Origin of the sequence: Selenomonas sp. AE3005 (assembly GCF_000686945.1) — a bacterium.
Taxonomy (GTDB): Bacteria; Bacillota; Negativicutes; order Selenomonadales; family Selenomonadaceae; genus Selenomonas_A.
Genome location: NZ_JMME01000001.1, coordinates 66738 through 84591, shown reverse-complemented (window position 1 = coordinate 84591; position 17854 = coordinate 66738). Strand labels below are relative to the sequence as shown.

The window sequence follows — 17854 nt, the reverse complement described above, 5'->3', positions numbered from 1 at the left end:
TCCTCACCCTTATGCACGCAACTTGGCGTCAAAATGTTTTTCCACAGCTTTAAGAATATTATTGAATGCAGCATCAGCCTCTTCATCGGTCAAGGTCTTATCCTTGGACTGGAACTGCAGGTTGAAAGCGAGGCTCTTCTTGCCTTCTTCTACATGTTCACCGGTGTACACATCAAAGAGCGTTACGCCCTTAAAGAACTTGCCGCCGTTTTTGGCAATAACCTGTTCAATAGCACCGGCCTCAGCGTCCTTGTCCACCACAATGGCCAGGTCACGCGCCGTAGCCGGGAACTTGGGCAGGCTGTCAAAATGGAAGTTCTTGGCCGTGTACTTCATGAGCACTGCCACGTCCATTTCAAACAGGTAAACCTTCTGTTTAATCCCAAAGTTTTCGGCAGCCTGCGGATGCAGTTCGCCGATGGTGGCAATGACTTCACGGCCTTTCTTAAAGAGTGCCGTCTTGCCCGGATGCAGGGCAAAATGCTCACCGGCCTCTATCGTATACTTGGAGATAGAGAGGCTCGCCAGCAGTTCTTCCACCAGGCCCTTCATATCGTAGAAGTCAATCATCTCGTTAGTCTGATTCCAGCCTACAGCGTTGCGGCGGCCAGTCATCAGGCCCACAAGTTTTACAACTTCTTCCGGCTGCTCGGTTACCGGCAGCTGTTTCGGGAAGAATACAGGAGCTACGTCAAAAAGGCGCAAATCCATATTCTTACGGGAGAAGTTGCGGGCCGCATTTTCCATAATGCTGGTCAGGAGGCTCGTGCGTACCAGCGGATAATCATCCGTCAGCGGATTCATAATGGGCACAGCCTTGCGCAATTCGCTGTCAGCCGGCACCAGCAGTTTGTCCAGTAAATCCGTATTGGTAAAGCTGAAGGAAAGTTCTTCTGTCATTCCCAACGATACCATAATATTTTTTATCTTGTCAATAAAATCCTGACGTGGGCTCTGCTGTCCCTGCATTACTGCCCCCCAGGGCAGGGACGGGGCAATATTGTCAAAGCCGTAGATACGGGATACTTCTTCGGACAGGTCTTCCATGCAGGTGCAGTCATTACGCCAGGAAGGAACCTTGGCCACAAACCCGGCACCTTCTGCGCGCACGTCAAAGCCCAGGCTGGTAAGAATTTCCGTCATTTTCTCAGCCGGCAGCTGCGTGCCCAGACGGGCGTTAATCTGCTCAGCCGTGTAGCTGATTTCCGTCTGCGCCTTCGGCGTCGGATATACATCAACCATGCCCTGCGTTACCGTGCAGGCACCCATGTCCTGCAGCAGCTGGCAGGCACGGTCCAGAGCCCGGGGAATAGCCGTCACATCGACACCACGCTCAAAACGTCCCGAGGCCTCCGAATGCAGGCCGCAGGCACGGGAAGTACGGCGAATGCTGGCCCCGTTGAACGATGCGGCCTCGAGGACGATGGTCGTGGTCTTTTCCGTGACTTCGGATTCCAGACCGCCCATGACACCGGCCAGGCCAGCCGGCTTTTCACTGTCGGCAATGACCAGTTCCGTGCCCTTGGCAATACGGGAACTGTCATCAAGTGTATGGAGATTTTCGCCCTCTTTGGCCAGACGTGCGGTCAGGCTGTGACCGGCAATTTCATCATAGTCGTAGGCATGCATGGGCTGGCCGAGCTCTACCATGACAAAGTTGGTCACATCGACCACGTTGTTGATAGCGCGGATACCGGCAGCCTCCAGGCGCTGCTGCATCCATTCCGGGGACGGGCCGATTTTTACGTTTTTGATGACACGGGCCGCGAAACGGTCACACAGGTCGCTGTCAATGCCAATCTTAATCATATCAGCAGCACTAGCCTCGTCATCTTCCTTAACCGTGATTTCCGGGTAATGGGGTTCGTTGCCCGTCAAAATGGCCGCCTCACGCACCAGTCCGAAAACACTGAAACAGTCAGCACGGTTAGCCGTCAGTTCAAATTCCAGGACAACATCATCAAGGCCGAGCACGTCTTTGGCCGGCACACCCACCGGCGTATCTGCCGGCAGAATGTAAATGCCGTTCTTTTCCTCTTCCGTCAGCTTGCTGAGGTCCATCTTAAGTTCTTCAGCGGAGCACAGCATACCGTTAGACGGCAGGCCGCGCAGCTTGCCTTTCTTAATGTGCAGGCCGTTCGGCAGGTGTGCCCCGACCATAGCGACCGGTACAATCTGGCCTGCGGCCACATTCTGTGCCCCGGTGATAATCTGAATGAGTTCCTGCTCGCCTACATTCATCTGGCAAATCTGCAGATGGTCAGAATCAGGATGCGCCTCGAGTTTTTCAATGCGCCCCGTCACCACTTTGTCGAGACCTTCGTCCGCGCGGATAACATTTTCCACGGGAACACCGGCCATCGTATATTTATCGGCCAGTTCTTCGGCCGTTTCGTTAAACTTTATATAATCGTTAAGCCATTTAATGGAAACCTGCATGTTGTAACCTCCCTATACTTAGAACTGGCTCAGGAAACGTACGTCGTTATCATAGAACAGACGCAAGTCATCAATGCCGTAGGACAGCATGGCGATACGCTCTACACCCAGACCGAAAGCAAAGCCGCTGACCACCTTCGGGTCATAACCGCTCATTTCCAGCACATGGGGATGAACCATGCCGGCGCCCAGGATTTCCAGCCAGCCCGTGCCCTTGCAGACCTTGCAGCCTTCACCGTGACACATCACACAGGAAATATCAACTTCGGCCGACGGTTCCGTGAACGGGAAAAAGCTTGGACGGAAACGCACGCCTACGTTTTCGTTGAAAATCTGATGCAGGAAGAGTTCCAGCGTGCCCTTGAGGTCAGCAAAGCTGATACCCTTGTCGATGACGAGGCCTTCCACCTGCGTGAACATCGGGGAATGCGTGGCATCGTACTCATCGCGGCGGTAAACACGGCCCGGGGCAATCATGCGAATCGGCTTATTGGGTTCGTTAGCCTGCATGGTACGCGCCTGTACCGGCGAAGTCTGGGAACGCATGAGAATTTCGTCAGTAATATAGAAAGAATCCTGCATATCACGCGCCGGATGGTCCTTGGGCAGGTTCAGCGCCTCAAAGTTGAAGTAATCGCGCTCAATTTCCGGACCTTCTTCCACGCTAAAGCCCATGTGGACAAAAATATCCTTAATACGCTGCATGGTCAGCGTCAACGGGTGCAGATGGCCCTGCGGCACCGTGCGCCCCGGCAGCGTAACATCAATCTTTTCACTGGCCAGTCTTGCCGCCATTTCCTTGGCTTTGAGTTCGCCAGCCTGGGCATTGACAGCCTCTTCCACTTCTGCTTTGGCAATGTTGACAATCTTGCCGACTTTCGGACGTTCCTCAGCCGACAGGCTGCCCATGCCACGCAGAATAGCTGTGAATTCACCCTTCTTGCCTAAGTATTTTACGCGGATATCGTTAAGTGCCGTCATATCTCCGGCGGCTTTGACTTCAGCTACGGCAGCTGCCTTTAGCTCAGCAATCTTTTCTTCCATATTTACCTCCTGCTAATCTTTTACGCATAATCAAAAAAGCCCTCGCCCCTGCACAAGCTGTGCACGAGGGGCGAAGGCTAAGGAATTACTTTCGCGGTACCACCCTGATTTATCACTTAAAAACTTCTTAACGCGAAGTACACGTCCGGCATTTCCTCCGAAGGACTCCCAAGCGAACTTTCAGCCCCCGGCATTATCTCCTTCCCAGCTACGGAGACTCTCTATAAATGCCTGCAGGATTTACTCTTCTTGTTCATCGCCACAATACATTAGATTGTAGCATAAAGACCAGCGGAATGCAACGAAAATATGCACCTGAATTACTGTGCCGGCTGCTCTTTCACCCATTGTGAGTATTTCTTCGCAAAGTTCGTGCTGCGGTTAGCCTGCACATAAGCGTAGAAACTGCGTATCTTCTGCGCCCGTTTCTTTTTTTCACGATTCTTCCAGCTGTCTTTTTTGCCTATTTGAAACAGATTTGTTCCCCCTAAGGCATACTGACGGGCTGCGATATCTGCGAGAGCCACATCGGGATTGCATAAAATGTCATAGAACACGGCAAAGGTCGTCGTGCGGCCGTGTCCGGCGTGGCAATGGAAATGCAGCCACGCATTACGGGGCAGGCTGGCATAAAACGCCATAAAGTCGTCTATGTCAGTGTCTGCCGGGGCCGCCTGGTCGGTAATGGCGATACGCTTGTAGCGCATTCCCTGCTTGGCGGCAATATCTTTTTCCGTCTCTACAGTTTTTACCTGCACCGTACATTCACCAAACAGCTTGGTATCCGTTTTCCCCAAGGGAACAAATTTTACCTGCTGGCCGACGATAGACTGCAGCAGTTTTTTCTCGGCCTGTTCTACCGCCTTGGTGCTGAGATTAAGATTTCCCCTGTTCCCTTTTACGTAACTGCTTACCGGCAGGTCACCATTGACAAAACCATGGGATTCCCTGCGTAAATCCACCACGTAAATGACGGCATCTTTGCCCGCTTTACTGCAGATTTTGTCTTTTACCAGAGCCAGCCCTGTACCGGAAAACTCCGCACTGGCAGAACACCTGAGTTTATCAAGCCCCTGCCGCGACGGCACTGTCTGCGGCTTATTGGTAAACTCATCGGTCATAAAGCGCCAGCTGCGCGGCAGAACCGCGCCTGTTTTGGCATCCAGCCGCCACTGCGGCTCCGTCTGTTTTTCCGCCGCCTGCGCTGCAGCCAGCAGCGTGACCAGCAGGCAGCAAACCGCCACTAGGATACTGCCCAGTTTTTTCTCCCTAAGATACTTATGTCTAAACATACGTTATACAACCTCCCTTGCACACGTAACACCATAAAACAGCTTTTCATTTAAAGCTTACCAAAATATTATTTCGTCATAATGCCCAAAATTCCTTTAGCTAATCCTGACGGCCTGACCTGTTATGCTTATTTGTCCCTGGACTTTTTTCCGTAACATTGATAGCCGCCCCATTCTCTGTTATACTTATAGATTGGGACTATATAATAGAAAATCATATCCAAAAGGAGTTTGTTTTTAGATGATATTAAATCGTAAATCTGTTGAACTTTTGGCTCCGGCCGGTACTTGGGACGCGCTGGTGGCCGGTGTGGAATCCGGCGCTGATGCCTGCTACTTAGGCGGCAAGCACTTCAATATGCGCATGCATGAAGGGGACTTCAACTTCGATGATGAAATGCTCAAAAAAGCGATTGCCTACACGCATGAGCATGGTGTAAAACTCTACATCACGCTTAACAACCTCATCAGTGACGAAGAAATCCCGGCCCTGCGTGAGTACCTGGCCTATCTCAATGAAATCCGTCCGGACGCTATTTTGGTGCAGGACTTTGCGGTACTCGAACTCATTCATGAAATGGGCATTAAAATTCCCGTGCACACCTCCGTCATGATGAACACGCACAACGAGCACGCCATTGAAAAGCTCAAGGAATACGGCATTACGCGTGTCGTTGTCGGCCGCGAAATGACGCTGTCCGAACTTTCCCTGTTCCGCGAACGCACAGTCATTGAGGTGGAATACTTCATGCACGGCGATATGTGTATCAGCGAAAGCGGCCAGTGCATTCACTCCGGCGTGGTCTTTGGCCAGAGCGGCAACCGTGGCCGCTGCCTGAAACCCTGCCGCTGGGCATATCAGTTAATCGATGAAAAGACGGGCGAAGTGCTCGACAAGGACAGCGACGGTGCCTACAAACTGGCGCTCAAGGATATGTGCATGTACCGCCATATTCCCCAGCTGATTCAGGCCGGTGTGTTCTCGTTTAAAATCGAAGGCCGTATGCGCCCCGCGCCGTTTATCCGCCGTATTGTCAGCACCTACCGCCAGGCCATTGACGCCTATATCGCTGACCCGACGGGCTGGCAGCCGGACGAAGAAGGCTGGAAGATCCTCTATGAGAACCGCGCCCGCGACTTTACGACCACCTTTGCCTTCGGTTCCCCGGATAAGAAGGACATTGGCTTTGACGGCACGCGTGAACCGCGTTTCTTCAGCGACGCCGTGAAGGAGGCCGGTTTCCAGGACGAAATCTTAAAGCAGGAACGCGATATTGACAAGTCAAATGATGACCATCGCACCCTCAGCGTCCGCGTCAACACCGTGGCTGCTGCCAAGGCCGTTATTGATAACGGTGCTGATATCGTCTATGTCGGCGGTGAAACGTTCCGCCCCAACAAGCCCTGGAGCCTCAAAGACTTCGCTGACATCATCGCTTATGCCAAGGGCAAGGCCAAAGTAGTCATCAATACCCCGCGCACGACCATGCGCCGCGAATGTGGCGAACTCGAACAGTTCTTCACGGCCCTGCGACAGAACGAACTTAAAGCTGACGGCCTGATGGTCAGCAACCTGGGTTCCCTGAAACTGGCCAAGCGCCTGACAAACCTGCCCGTACAGGCTGACGTATCCTTTAACCTTTTCAACCATCTGGCCGCCAAGTTCTTGAAGGAAAACGGCCTGACCATGGGAACGGCCTCCTACGAGCTCTCCTTCGAACAGCTGCGCGAAATCGTGGAAAGCTCCGAACTGCCCATCGAAGTTGTCGTCCATGGCTCCTATGAGTCCATGATTTGTGACCACAATATCCCAGGCATGAGTCTGCCGTTCTTCAATGAACTCAACAATCCCGAAGTGCTCGACCGCCGCTATGCCCTGCTCGACAAGGCCGGCGAAAAACACTCCCTGCGCATTGACCAGTTCGGCCGCAACCATATCTACTTTGCCAAGGACCTCTGCCTCTATCCGTACCTTTCCAAGTTTAACGGCTTAGGCGCTTACCGCATTGAGGCGCAGGACTACGCGCCCGAATTTGCCGGCATGGTCACCCGTATTTACCGCACAGCTCTCGATAACCTCGCGGCCGGCAAAGAGGCCTTCCACGCTGACGACCTCGAAACGCTCAAAAAAGGCCCACGCGAACTGGGGCTTGGCACCTACCGTTTCCGCCGCAGCCGCAACTCCATCTAACCTAATTATTTTTGAGGAGAGGGAAATATGGAAAGCAAAAAATTTATCGGCCCTGAGGCCATTATCGCCAAAAAGAAAAAATACATCATGCCCTGCTTAGGTCATTTCTACAAGGAACCGGCCCAGATGGTCAAAGGTTCCATGCAGTACCTTTGGGACAGCACGGGCAAGAAATATCTTGATATGTACGCCGGCGTGTCCGTCATGAACTGCGGCCACTGCAATCCGGAAATCCTTGAAAAAATGAAAGCCCAGATTGACGAACTGCAGCATGTCTGCAATATCTACCTGACGGAAAACTTCGTGAACCTCGCGGAAAAACTGGCAGAAGTCACCCCGGGTGACCTGCAGAAATCCTTCTTCTGCTCCACGGGTTCTGAGGCCACGGAAGGTGCCTTCCTGCTGGCCTCCGTCTATACGGGCAACAGCGAAATCATCGCCCTGCGCCACGGCCTGCACGGCCGCACCAAACTGGGCATGAGCGTCACCGGTCTTACCATGTGGCGCACGGACCCCAATCCTGTTGGCGGCATTCACTTTGCCCCCAACCCGAACTGCTACCGCTGCCCCATGAACAAAAAGTTCCCGGAATGCGATTACGCCTGCGCCAATGCCATCGAGGATTTGATTAAATCCTCCACCTCCGGCCACCCCGGCGCCTTTATCGCTGAAACCATTCAGGGCAATGCCGGCTGCGTTGTGCCGCCCCAGGGTTACTTCAAACGCGTCAAAGAAATCCTCAACCAGTACAACACCCTGCTGATTATCGACGAAGTGCAGACGGGCTTTGCCCGCTCCGGCAGGATGTTTGCCATAGAAAATTATGATGTCGTGCCCGATATCATGTGCATGGCCAAGGCCTTGGGCAATGGCGCGCCGATTTCCGCCTTTATCTCCACGGCCAAGATTGCCGATACCTACACCCGTCCCGGGGCCTCGACGCTCGGCGGCAACCCGGTATCCTCCACCACGGCCATGGCGGTGCTCGACTATATCGCCGAACACAAACTCATGGAAAACGCCCAGGCCCGCGGTGAACAGCTCAGAAACGGCCTGCGTGAGCTGCAGCAGAAACATCCCGTTATCGGTGATGTGCGCGGCCTCGGCCTCATGGACGGCGCAGAGTTCATTCACACTGACGGCAGCCCGGCACCGGAAATCCTCGATGATGTACTCGAAACGCTCAAGGACCGCGGCTTTATCATCGGCAAGAACGGCGTAGACCGCAATGTAATGGCTTTCCAGCCGCCCCTCGTCATCACCGAGGAAAATGTCAACGACGTCCTCAATGCCTTGGATTTGGTGCTGACAGAAAAGAAACTCTAATGTTAATACCAGCTTGACAAGTCAAGCTGGTATATCAAAAAGACCTTGACCGGTCACTGACCGGTCAAGGTCTTTTTATTGCTTATTTATCAGCCCTTACGAGCATTCTTAGCGTTACGGCCGCGAACGGTGCGGTCAAGGATAGTCTTGCGCAGGCGGATATGTTCCGGCGTTACTTCTACCATTTCATCATTGTTGATATATTCGATAGCCTGTTCCAGGGACAGAATCCGCGGCGGCGTCAGGCGGATAGCCTCATCAGAGGAAGACGTACGCATGTTGGATACGTTCTTCTTCTTGCAGGGGTTGATGTCGATATCGTTATCGCGGGAATTTTCGCCCACAATCATACCTTCATAAACCTGTTCGCCCGGCTCGATGAACATTACACCACGGTCCTGCAGGGAGAAGATACCATAACCGGTGGTTTCACCCTGTTCGAAGGCAACGAGAGAACCGCGCGTACGGCCCGGGATATCGCCCTTATACGGAGCATAGCCATGGAACACATGGTTCATGATACCGTTACCCTTCGTGCTGGTCAGGAGTTCAGAACGGAAACCAATCAGGCCGCGGGCCGGAATGGTGAATTCGAGGCGCATGTAACCTGCCGTCTCCGTCATGTTCGTGAGCTCAGCCTTACGCGTGCCCAGACCTTCCATAACAGCGCCCATGTATTCCTGCGGCACTTCGATGGTCAGGTTTTCGATAGGTTCACAGAGCTGGCCATTGATGGTCTTGTAAACTACTTCCGGCTTACCAACCTGCAGCTCATAACCTTCACGGCGCATGGTTTCGATAAGAATGGACAGATGAAGTTCACCACGGCCGGAAACCTTGAACACATCGGCAGAATCCGTTTCTTCGACCTTCATGGCTACGTTAGTCTCGATTTCCTTGTAGAGACGGTCACGGAGGTGACGGGAAGTTACGAACTGACCTTCACGGCCGGCAAACGGGCTGGTGTTAACACCAAAAGTCATGGACAGCGTCGGCTCATCGATATTGATGGTCGGCAGAGCCTCCGGATTTTCAGCGTCAGCTACGGTGTAACCGATGGACACATCACCGAGGCCCGTCAGGGCAACTATTTCACCCATGCCGGCAGCCTCGCTCTCCACGCGCTGCAGGCCCTGATAAGTGAATACCTTACCAATTTTAGCCTTCGTTTCCTGGTCGCCATTGATGATGGCTACATTCTGGTTCGGCTTAGCCGTACCGCGAATGATACGGCCGATAGCTACACGGCCGACGAAAGAATCAGATTCGAGCGTCGTTACCATCATCTGCAGCGGTGCGTCCGGGTCACCATGCGGAGCCGGGATTTCCTTGACGATGGTTTCCATCAGCGGCTGGAGATTGTCATTGTCATCATCCATGCTGTACTTAGCTACACCATCACGTGCCGTAGCGTAGATAACCGGGAAGTCAAGCTGGTCATCGTCAGCGTCGAGTTCCATGAAGAGTTCGAGAACTTCATCATAAACATCATCTACACGCTGGTTCGGCTTATCAATCTTGTTGATAACAACGATAGGTTTCAGTTTCTGCTCCAAAGCCTTGCGCAGCACGTACTTCGTCTGGGGCATCGGACCTTCAAAGGCATCAACGAGCAGGACAACGCCGTCAACCATGTTGAGAACACGTTCAACTTCGCCGCCGAAGTCAGCATGGCCCGGGGTGTCAACGATGTTGATTTTTACATCATTGTACATAACAGCCGTGTTCTTGGACAAAATGGTGATACCGCGTTCACGCTCGATATCGCCGGAGTCCATCACGCGCTCAGCTACCTGTTCATTGGAACGGAATACATGACTCTGCTTGAGCATTGCATCTACCAGCGTCGTCTTACCATGGTCAACGTGGGCGATAATTGCAATGTTTCTCAGCTTTTCATTGGTCGTCATACTCATTCTTTGTAATATGCCTCCTAATTTATAAAACAAGAAAGGATACAAATAACTGTATCCCCTTCAACTCAACATAACATATAAATATTAGCGTAAGGAGCCCCGCCTGTCAAGCAAATGTTGCGGCCGCGCCAAAAAAATCCTTTTGCTAAAAATATTAGTTTTTCAATCATTTTTACGAAAATTTTGTTATAATGTTACGTGGGGACTTTTTAATGCAGTTTTATCTTCATTATTTAGAGGGGAGGTACATCACTGTTTCCCCAAAAGCAGTGATATGTATTTATGACTAAACAAAAAAAACTGGGCATAATTGCCAATGATGAATGGCTGGCTCCCTACGAGGAGGCCATCAAAGGACGCCACGACCACGCTGTATGGAAAATCAATCAGCTCACCCAGAACGGCAAGCGTACCTTAAGCGACTTTGCTACGGGCCATCTGTACTACGGCCTGCACAAGCAGGGACGCGGCTGGGTATTCCGTGAATGGGCGCCAAATGCCCTGGCCATTTACCTTATTGGCGATTTCAGTGACTGGCAGGAAAAAGAGGAATTTAAATGCCGTCACATTCCCGGCACCGGTGACTGGGAACTTGTCATTCCGGCCGGCAAAATCAAGCACAAAGACCTGTACAAAATGAAAGTCCATTGGCGCGGTGGCGAAGGGGAACGCATTCCTGCCTGGGCCACCCGGGTTGTACAGGACGAAGAAACGAAAATTTTCTCGGCACAGGTTTGGAATCCCCGGACCAAACACACCTGGCATGATGAAAAATTCAAGCCTGACACTGCACCGCTGCTCATTTATGAATGCCATGTCGGCATGGCACAGGACGCAGAAAAAGTCGGCTCCTATAAGGAATTCACCAAAAATATCCTGCCGCGCGTAAAGGCTGACGGCTATAACTGCATTCAGATTATGGCCATTCAGGAACACCCCTACTACGGCAGTTTCGGCTACCATGTCAGCTCCTTCTTTGCTGCCAGCAGCCGCTGCGGCACCCCGGAGGACCTCAAAGAACTCATTGACACCGCCCATAAGATGGGCCTGGCCGTCATCATGGATATCGTTCACAGCCATGCAGTTAAAAATGAAGTAGAAGGTCTGGGCAATCTCTGCGGTGACCCCAACCAGTTCTTCTATCCCGGTGACCGTCACGAACACCCGGCCTGGGACAGCCTCTGCTTTGACTACGGCAAGGACGATGTACTCCACTTCCTGCTGTCCAACTGCAAATACTGGCTGGAAGAATTCCATTTCGATGGTTTCCGTTTCGACGGCATCACCTCCATGCTTTACTACAGCCATGGCTTAGGCGAGGCCTTTATGAACTACGGCGACTACTTCAACGGCCATCAGGACGACAACGCCATCTGCTATCTGACGCTGGCCAACAAACTGATTCACGAAATCAAGCCCCATGCCATCACCATCGCTGAAGATGTCAGCGGCATGCCGGGCCTGGCTACCAAATTTGAAGACGGCGGCTTTGGCTTTGACTATCGCCTCGCCATGAACGTGCCGGATTACTGGATTAAGACCATCAAAGAAAAGAAGGACGAAGATTGGCACCCCTCCAGCATTTTCTGGGAAATGACCAACCGCCGTGCCGATGAAAAGACCATCTCCTATGCCGAAAGCCATGACCAGGCGCTTGTGGGCGACAAGACCATCATTTTCCGCCTCATTGACGCTGATATGTACTGGCATTTCTCCAAGGATAACCGCAACTTCATGGTTGACCGCGGCATTGCCCTGCATAAGATGATTCGGCTGGTCACGGCCTCCACCATCAACGGCGGTTACCTGAACTTCATGGGCAACGAATTCGGCCACCCCGAATGGATTGACTTCCCCCGTGAAGGCAACGGCTGGGGCTACAAATATGCTCGCCGTCAGTGGCATCTGGTAGATGATAAAAACCTCTGCTATCACTTCTTGGGCGACTTCGACAGGGAAATGCTCGCCACCCTCAAAACCGTGAAGAATATCCAGAAACAGCCGGTGGTGGAAATCTGGCACAACGACGGCGACCAGGTACTGGCCTACAGCCGTGGCGATTTGATATTCGTGTTCAACTTCTCCCCCACCCAGTCCTTCCCGGATTACGGTTTCCTCGTACCAAAAGGCAGTTACAAGGTGGTACTCAATACCGATGCCAAAGAATTCGGCGGCAATGGCCTGGCTGACGACAGCGTCATCCACAAAACCAACTTCGACCCGCTTTACGAAAAAGACGGCAAAGAATGGCTGAAAATCTACATCCCAGCCCGCAGCGCCGTAGTGTTGAAGAAAAAATAATATCAGACATTAAAATTGACAGGTCAATGTGCTTTTTGACCTGTCAGTTTTTATATCTGAAATAAATCGCGGCTGACAAGTCAAATGTCAGCCGCTTTATATATATGGATTTTTCAAGCATCATAATGATTACGACAGGCAATGATGATAACTTTATCATCTTCAACTGCATATACGATTCTATTTGTTTCATCAATCCTACGACTCCAAAATCCTTGTAAATTTTGTTTCAAAGGTTCCGGCTTGCCTATACCCGTAAAGGGATGTCTTAAAATATCCTTTATCAAGCCATTTATGCGTTTCATAGTCTTTTTATCCTGAGTATGCCAGTACATATAGTCGTCCCAGGCATCAACATCCCAAGATATTTGTTTAAGCTGCATGGTCAGTCCTCAATCAAACTATGTTCGGCTACCTGCAAACGTCCAGCCTTATAATCATCCATCTTCTTTTCCAGATATCTGATATTCGATGCCGAATAGAAAGGATCAGCAGACACTTCAAAGGGGATTCTTCTTTCCCGGCCAACTGTCTTAGCGAAAATAGTAAATGCGGCACTCATAGAAAGGCCCATGTCTGCACAAGCCTGTTCCATACTCTTTTTAACATCTGCATCCAACTTAAAGTTCACACTTACTGCCTGTGCCATACGAACCACCTCTTTCTGTATTTCTACTTATATTTTATCATATATATAGAATAATTCAATATATACGCTTTACTTTCTCTATATATTAGACATTTTTTCACAAACATCATTAAATACAAATCGCGGCTGACAAGTCAAATGTCAGCCGCTCACTCTAGTTTACGTCAGTACATCTTCCAGGCTTATCTTTTTTATTTTCTCCGCCTGCTTGATAATCTTTTTGGTATCCTCACCGGTCAGATTGTTGTCAGTTATGGGGGAGATTTTCTCTTGCAAAGTTAGCGCAGTATCGCGTTCGCTGTTGGCAAGTTTTCCTATGGGCGTGTCAGCCTTTTCGGCCTTGGCTTTGCCTTCTTCTACAGCTGCTTGTACCACATCGGCAGCGGTCGGCTGGCGCTTGCCTTTTTCTTCAGCCTGGTCCTTTATTTGCTCGTCTGTCCGTACCGACATGGATAGTTCGCTGCTGCGGAAATCAATTTCGGCGCCCAGGTAATCTGCGCGATTTTTAGCCACGGCCAGTTCGCCTCGTTCCAGGAGAATCTGCATCGTATAGGCCTCCTGCAACATGCCCTCGGCACTGATTTCATCTTTGGCTTTTTCAATACCTGCCACGGCCTGATTGAGCTGTGTTTGCATATACATCAGCCAGGCCAGCTCATCACTGGGCGTAAATTCCGGGTGCTCGGCGGCCATTTCGTCCTCTATGGCAAATTTTTTCTGATACATTTCATGCAGTTTTTGGTCAGGCGACTTGCCTTTTTCCCGCAGCTCGTCTATTTCGGCCTGCAGATCTTCTTTTTCCTTATCCGTAAGGGTATCTGTTTCGCTGTTGAGCCGTTCTTCCAATTCATCAGCGCGTTTGTTGCATTCTTCCCGTTCGGCTTTCTTAGCTAACAATTCATTGAGTTTCTTTTCACCTTCGGTCATAAAATCTGTCTGCGTAAGTTTTTGCAGCGGTTCTTGGGAATCAGCATAAAGTTTCCGCCCTTCCTTACTGATAAAAACCTCTGCCGCTTTGCCGATTACGGTATCATCATCATCTTTTTGCAGTGATGTGCCCTTTTGCATTTTCTGCCAGACAGTTTCCGGCTGTAAAGAATTAGTCTTGTGGAAAAGCGTTTGGTCATTTCCTTCTACGCGGGCTATCATGGCCATTTCCATTCCCTCCTTGTGAATGCCACAACCTTCCTATCTTGTATATCGAATATTCTTGCAATAGTATAAGCAAAAAAAACGGCATTACCAGGGAAAGTTTTTCCCTTTGTAATGCCGTTGCTTTTATGCAATTACGAGTCCTACGGGGCAGTGGTCGCTGCCGAAAATCTCGTTGTGAATGGTGGCGTCCTTAATCTTTGCCTGCAGGCGCTCGGAGGCGACAAAGTAATCTATGCGCCACCCGGCGTTGTTGTCCCGGGCCTTTCTGAGGTAGGACCACCAGGTATAAATCCCGGTACGCTCGGGGTACAGGGTACGGAAGGTATCGATAAAGCCGGCCGCCAGCAGTTCCGTGAATTTAGCCCGCTCCTCGTCGGTAAAACCGGCGTTATGATGGTTGGTCTTCGGATTCTTGAGGTCAATTTCCTGATGGGCCACATTGAGGTCCCCACAGACCACCACCGTTTTTTGCGCGTCCAATTTGCACAAATACTCGCGGAAAGCGTCCTCCCATTCCATGCGATAACTGAGGCGCTCCAATTCCCGTTTAGAGTTCGGCGTGTAAACCGTCACCAGGAACATGTCCGGAAATTCCAGAGTGATTACCCGGCCCTCATGGTCATGTTCTTCAATGCCCAGACCATAGGTGACGTTCAGCGGCTCAATACGGGAAAACACCGCCGTACCGGAATAGCCCTTCTTTTCCGCGCTGTTCCAATACTGTTTGTAGCCGGGCAAGTCAAGAATTGCCTGGTCCGGCTGCATTTTCGTTTCCTGCAGGCAGAACACATCGGCGTCGAGCTTGCAGAATGACTCCATAAATCCCTTTTTCAGGCAAGCCCGCAGGCCATTGACATTCCAGGAAATTAACTTCATCGTCATGCCTCCCTTATTACGGCAGCGTCTTGAACTGAGCTAACGGCCAGAACACGAGCATAGCCTTGCCCTTGATGAGGTTAAAAGGCACAAAGCCTACATCAGCAAAGCGGCTGTCCTCGGAATTATTGCGGTTATCTCCCATCACAAAGACGGTTCCCTTCGGTACCGTGGATTTAGGATATTCGCTGCGCGTGGGTTCCAAAATATAATCTTCGTTGAGCAGCTGGTCGTTGACAAAAACCTTGCCGGCTTTGATTTCCACCGTGTCACCGGCCGTAGCGATAACGCGTTTGATAAAGTCGCGGCTGCGGTCACGCGGATATTCAAAGACCAGAATCTCATTTTTCTGCGGCTCGCGGAAGTTATAGATGAACTTATTGACCACCAGCCGTTCCTGCGACTGCAGGGTGGGCCGCATGGACGGGCCGTCAACAATGTATAGCTCTACGATAAACTCGCGAATGAAAAAGGCCAGTACCACCGCAATGACGATGGATATAAGCCAGTCCTTTGCTTCTTCGCCTAATGAACTCATAAAGGGTTCCTCCTCTTGCTGTGTTTTAGCTGTATTACGCTAATGAAAATAGGGACTGCTCGAAAGCAGTCCCTATCGGTACGCAGATTAGCGTTTTTCTTTGATACGAGCAGCTTTACCCGTAAGGTTGCGCAGATAGTAAAGTTTTGCACGACGGACAACACCGCGGCTAACAACTTCAATCTTAGCAATACGCGGAGAATGAACCGGGAACAGGCGCTCTACGCCGATGCCGTAGGAAATACGACGAACGGTGAAGGTTTCACGAACGCCAACGCCCTGACGAGCGATTACGCGGCCTTCGAATACCTGAATACGCTCACGGTTGCCTTCGACGATTTTTGCATGTACGCGAACTTTGTCGCCAGGTGCAAAAACAGGAATGTCGCTGCGGAGCTGTTCTTTCTCCAGAGTCTCGATGATGTTCATTTATTTTTCCTCCTTAACCAGACGTTCGTGGCAAGCTCATGCCTGCTCAGAGGACCGTCCACATACCTAGTTAGTTTACCATAAAAGCTAAAGGCCAGCAATACCTTGGAAAAATATTTTTTGTTATTTATTTCCCTGTACGGTAAACACAGAGTCTAAGAGTTTGCGCGTGTAAGGGTGCTTAGCTGACATTATCTTGTCACCGGCCAGCTCCTCCACTATACTGCCATTTTGCATTACCGCCACCCTGTGGCTGATAAGACTTACCAGGGCCAGGTCATGGCAGATGAAAATATAGCTGACGCCCCGTTCCTTCTGAATGCGCGCCAAAAGTTTGGCAATGCTGTCCTGTACGGATACGTCCAGCGCACTAGTGGCCTCATCGCAAATGATGATTTCCGGCTCTAAGATAAGGGCTCTGGCAATGCCGACGCGCTGGCGCTGACCGCCCGAAAGCTCATGCGGATAACGCAGGGCGATTTCCGGTGCCAGTTCCACCTGCTGCAGCAGGTCTACGGCTCTGGCCTCGGCCTCCTTGTCGCTGACCTTGGCAAAATTACGCAAAGGTTCACAGATAATATCGCGAATCCGCATTTTCGGATTAAAGGCCGTCGCCGGGTCCTGAAAAATCATCTGGATATGCTTGGCCATCTGCCGGCGTTTTTCCCCAGCAAGCGTAGTTATTTCCTCACCCTTGAAATAGATATGACCGCTGGTGGCCGGATGCAGCCCCATAATCGTGCGGACAAAGGTGGACTTGCCGCAGCCGGACTCACCGACGAGCCCCAGGGTTTCGCCGCGGTAAAGCTGCAGGCTCACATCTTTGCAGCCTGTAAACTTTGTGCCGTCATTCTTGGTAAAGACCTTACAGATTTTATCTGTGGACAGCAAAATTTCCTTATCCGACATAGCGTGTGCCTCCAATCTCCGGCACGGCCTTTAAGAGCGTCTGGGTGTAAGCGGCCTTGGGACTGCCAATGACGTCAGCCGTATTGCCATACTCTACTACCTTTCCCCCGGCCATAACCATGATTTTGTCCGCCATGTGCGCCGCCACGCCGATATTATGGGTGACGATAATCATGGCCGAGCCGGCCTCATGGACGACCTGCATGAGCTCGTCCACAATCTGGGCCTGCGTGGTTACGTCGAGGGCCGACGTCGGCTCGTCAGCGAGCAGCAGTTTTGGCGCAAAGGCCAGGGCCATGGCGATACCGACACGCTGGCGCATGCCGCCGCTGAGTTCAAAGGCATGGGATTCCATCACGCGCTGCGGGTCAGGCAGGTTCATACGGGTAAGCAGCGAGCAGGCTTTGTCCACGGCCTCGCTTTTGCTCAGCGAGCTATGCAGCTGCAGATACTCCACAAACTGCTTGCCAATGGTCTGCACAGGATTGAGCATATTGCCGCTGTCCTGAAAAATCATCGCAATATCCTTGCCGCGGATAGCGAGCCAGTCCTTGTTGCTTAAATGGGCAATATCGCGGCCATCAAAATTTATCTGTCCGCCTGCCACCTGTCCGTTACCGGACAAACAGCCCAGCACGGCACGGATAACAGAGGTCTTGCCACTGCCGGATTCACCGACAATGGCCATAATCTCCCCTGTTGACAAGTCAAAATTGACGTCTGACACCGTTGGCTTGCCCTGATATTCAATAGATAATTTTTTTACGTCTAAAAGCATGTTTGCTTCCT

The 17854-nt window shown here is 51.3% G+C and carries 15 protein-coding genes; 3 read left to right on the top strand and 12 right to left on the bottom strand.

Annotated elements, in window-relative coordinates; translation table 11 throughout:
• Positions 1 to 9: 9 nt before the first annotated feature.
• The 3 genes from pheT to DL94_RS13785 all read right to left on the bottom strand — a co-directional run bounded on the left by pheT (position 10) and on the right by DL94_RS13785 (position 4775).
• The gene (gene pheT / locus DL94_RS0100405) at positions 10 to 2439 is read right to left on the bottom strand and encodes a phenylalanine--tRNA ligase subunit beta (protein ID WP_028128436.1); all 2430 of its coding nucleotides are present in this window, start codon (positions 2437 to 2439) and stop codon (positions 10 to 12) included.
• Positions 2440 to 2457: 18 nt separating this feature from the next.
• Positions 2458 to 3483 carry a phenylalanine--tRNA ligase subunit alpha gene (pheS, locus tag DL94_RS0100400; RefSeq protein WP_028128435.1) on the bottom strand — a complete coding sequence of 342 codons (1026 nt, stop codon included), beginning with the start codon at positions 3481 to 3483 and terminating at the stop codon, positions 2458 to 2460.
• 320 nt (positions 3484 to 3803) lie between these two features.
• Positions 3804 to 4775 carry a phosphatase domain-containing putative toxin gene (locus tag DL94_RS13785; RefSeq protein WP_051586222.1) on the bottom strand — a complete coding sequence of 324 codons (972 nt, stop codon included), beginning with the start codon at positions 4773 to 4775 and terminating at the stop codon, positions 3804 to 3806.
• 241 nt (positions 4776 to 5016) lie between these two features.
• Between DL94_RS13785 and DL94_RS0100390 the strand changes: the two genes are divergently transcribed.
• Together DL94_RS0100390 and DL94_RS0100385 are read left to right on the top strand one after the other, a co-directional pair.
• Complete coding sequence (locus DL94_RS0100390) at positions 5017 to 6966, top strand: peptidase U32 family protein (RefSeq protein ID WP_028128434.1); 1950 nt, start codon at positions 5017 to 5019, stop codon at positions 6964 to 6966.
• Between the two features lie 27 nt (positions 6967 to 6993).
• Entirely contained in the window at positions 6994 to 8292 is a 1299-nt protein-coding gene (locus DL94_RS0100385; protein ID WP_028128433.1) for an aspartate aminotransferase family protein, read from the top strand.
• 89 nt (positions 8293 to 8381) lie between these two features.
• Here DL94_RS0100385 and typA read toward each other — a convergent pair whose 3' ends face one another.
• Positions 8382 to 10202, bottom strand: a complete 1821-nt coding sequence (typA, locus tag DL94_RS0100380) for a translational GTPase TypA (protein ID WP_028128432.1) — start codon at positions 10200 to 10202, stop codon at positions 8382 to 8384.
• Positions 10203 to 10490: 288 nt separating this feature from the next.
• Between typA and DL94_RS0100375 the strand changes: the two genes are divergently transcribed.
• On the top strand, positions 10491 to 12509 hold the full coding sequence (locus tag DL94_RS0100375) for an alpha amylase C-terminal domain-containing protein (RefSeq protein WP_028128431.1): 2019 nt from the start codon (positions 10491 to 10493) through the stop codon (positions 12507 to 12509).
• Positions 12510 to 12622: 113 nt separating this feature from the next.
• Here the strand turns inward: DL94_RS0100375 and DL94_RS0100370 are convergent, their stop codons facing one another.
• From DL94_RS0100370 to DL94_RS0100335, 8 genes are all read right to left on the bottom strand, one after another.
• Positions 12623 to 12892 carry a Txe/YoeB family addiction module toxin gene (locus DL94_RS0100370; RefSeq protein ID WP_037371013.1) on the bottom strand — a complete coding sequence of 90 codons (270 nt, stop codon included), beginning with the start codon at positions 12890 to 12892 and terminating at the stop codon, positions 12623 to 12625.
• A 2-nt stretch (positions 12893 to 12894) separates the two neighbouring features.
• The gene (locus DL94_RS0100365) at positions 12895 to 13158 is read right to left on the bottom strand and encodes a type II toxin-antitoxin system RelB/DinJ family antitoxin (RefSeq protein ID WP_028128429.1); all 264 of its coding nucleotides are present in this window, start codon (positions 13156 to 13158) and stop codon (positions 12895 to 12897) included.
• Between the two features lie 159 nt (positions 13159 to 13317).
• On the bottom strand, positions 13318 to 14313 hold the full coding sequence (locus DL94_RS0100360; RefSeq protein ID WP_028128428.1) for a hypothetical protein: 996 nt from the start codon (positions 14311 to 14313) through the stop codon (positions 13318 to 13320).
• Positions 14314 to 14436: 123 nt separating this feature from the next.
• The gene (locus tag DL94_RS0100355) at positions 14437 to 15189 is read right to left on the bottom strand and encodes an exodeoxyribonuclease III (RefSeq protein ID WP_028128427.1); all 753 of its coding nucleotides are present in this window, start codon (positions 15187 to 15189) and stop codon (positions 14437 to 14439) included.
• Between the two features lie 16 nt (positions 15190 to 15205).
• Positions 15206 to 15727: a signal peptidase I gene (gene lepB, locus DL94_RS0100350; RefSeq protein WP_028128426.1), complete on the bottom strand. Its 522-nt coding sequence runs from the start codon at positions 15725 to 15727 to the stop codon at positions 15206 to 15208.
• Between the two features lie 87 nt (positions 15728 to 15814).
• Positions 15815 to 16156, bottom strand: a complete 342-nt coding sequence (gene rplS / locus DL94_RS0100345) for a 50S ribosomal protein L19 (RefSeq protein ID WP_014424772.1) — start codon at positions 16154 to 16156, stop codon at positions 15815 to 15817.
• A gap of 123 nt (positions 16157 to 16279) precedes the next feature.
• Complete coding sequence (locus DL94_RS0100340; protein ID WP_028128425.1) at positions 16280 to 17065, bottom strand: ABC transporter ATP-binding protein; 786 nt, start codon at positions 17063 to 17065, stop codon at positions 16280 to 16282.
• A complete protein-coding gene (locus tag DL94_RS0100335) occupies positions 17055 to 17843 on the bottom strand; it encodes an ABC transporter ATP-binding protein (protein ID WP_028128424.1) in 789 nt (262 codons plus the stop codon). Before DL94_RS0100335 ends, DL94_RS0100340 begins: the two co-directional genes overlap by 11 nt.
• Between the last annotated feature and the right edge of the window lie 11 nt (positions 17844 to 17854).

Excerpts from the sequence above, each read along its gene's own strand:
- pheT (WP_028128436.1), bottom strand. The coding sequence starts at position 2,439 with ATGCAGGTTTCCATTAAATGGCTTAACGATTATATAAAGTTTAACGAA.
- DL94_RS0100370 (WP_037371013.1), bottom strand. The coding sequence starts at position 12,892 with ATGCAGCTTAAACAAATATCTTGGGATGTTGATGCCTGGGACGACTAT.
- DL94_RS0100335 (WP_028128424.1), bottom strand. The coding sequence starts at position 17,843 with ATGCTTTTAGACGTAAAAAAATTATCTATTGAATATCAGGGCAAGCCA.
- typA (WP_028128432.1), bottom strand. The coding sequence starts at position 10,202 with ATGACGACCAATGAAAAGCTGAGAAACATTGCAATTATCGCCCACGTT.
- DL94_RS0100365 (WP_028128429.1), bottom strand. The coding sequence starts at position 13,158 with ATGGCACAGGCAGTAAGTGTGAACTTTAAGTTGGATGCAGATGTTAAA.
- pheS (WP_028128435.1), bottom strand. The coding sequence starts at position 3,483 with ATGGAAGAAAAGATTGCTGAGCTAAAGGCAGCTGCCGTAGCTGAAGTC.
- DL94_RS0100375 (WP_028128431.1), top strand. The coding sequence starts at position 10,491 with ATGACTAAACAAAAAAAACTGGGCATAATTGCCAATGATGAATGGCTG.
- DL94_RS0100340 (WP_028128425.1), bottom strand. The coding sequence starts at position 17,065 with ATGTCGGATAAGGAAATTTTGCTGTCCACAGATAAAATCTGTAAGGTC.
- DL94_RS13785 (WP_051586222.1), bottom strand. The coding sequence starts at position 4,775 with ATGTTTAGACATAAGTATCTTAGGGAGAAAAAACTGGGCAGTATCCTA.
- DL94_RS0100390 (WP_028128434.1), top strand. The coding sequence starts at position 5,017 with ATGATATTAAATCGTAAATCTGTTGAACTTTTGGCTCCGGCCGGTACT.
- rplS (WP_014424772.1), bottom strand. The coding sequence starts at position 16,156 with ATGAACATCATCGAGACTCTGGAGAAAGAACAGCTCCGCAGCGACATT.
- DL94_RS0100355 (WP_028128427.1), bottom strand. The coding sequence starts at position 15,189 with ATGAAGTTAATTTCCTGGAATGTCAATGGCCTGCGGGCTTGCCTGAAA.
- DL94_RS0100385 (WP_028128433.1), top strand. The coding sequence starts at position 6,994 with ATGGAAAGCAAAAAATTTATCGGCCCTGAGGCCATTATCGCCAAAAAG.
- lepB (WP_028128426.1), bottom strand. The coding sequence starts at position 15,727 with ATGAGTTCATTAGGCGAAGAAGCAAAGGACTGGCTTATATCCATCGTC.
- DL94_RS0100360 (WP_028128428.1), bottom strand. The coding sequence starts at position 14,313 with ATGGCCATGATAGCCCGCGTAGAAGGAAATGACCAAACGCTTTTCCAC.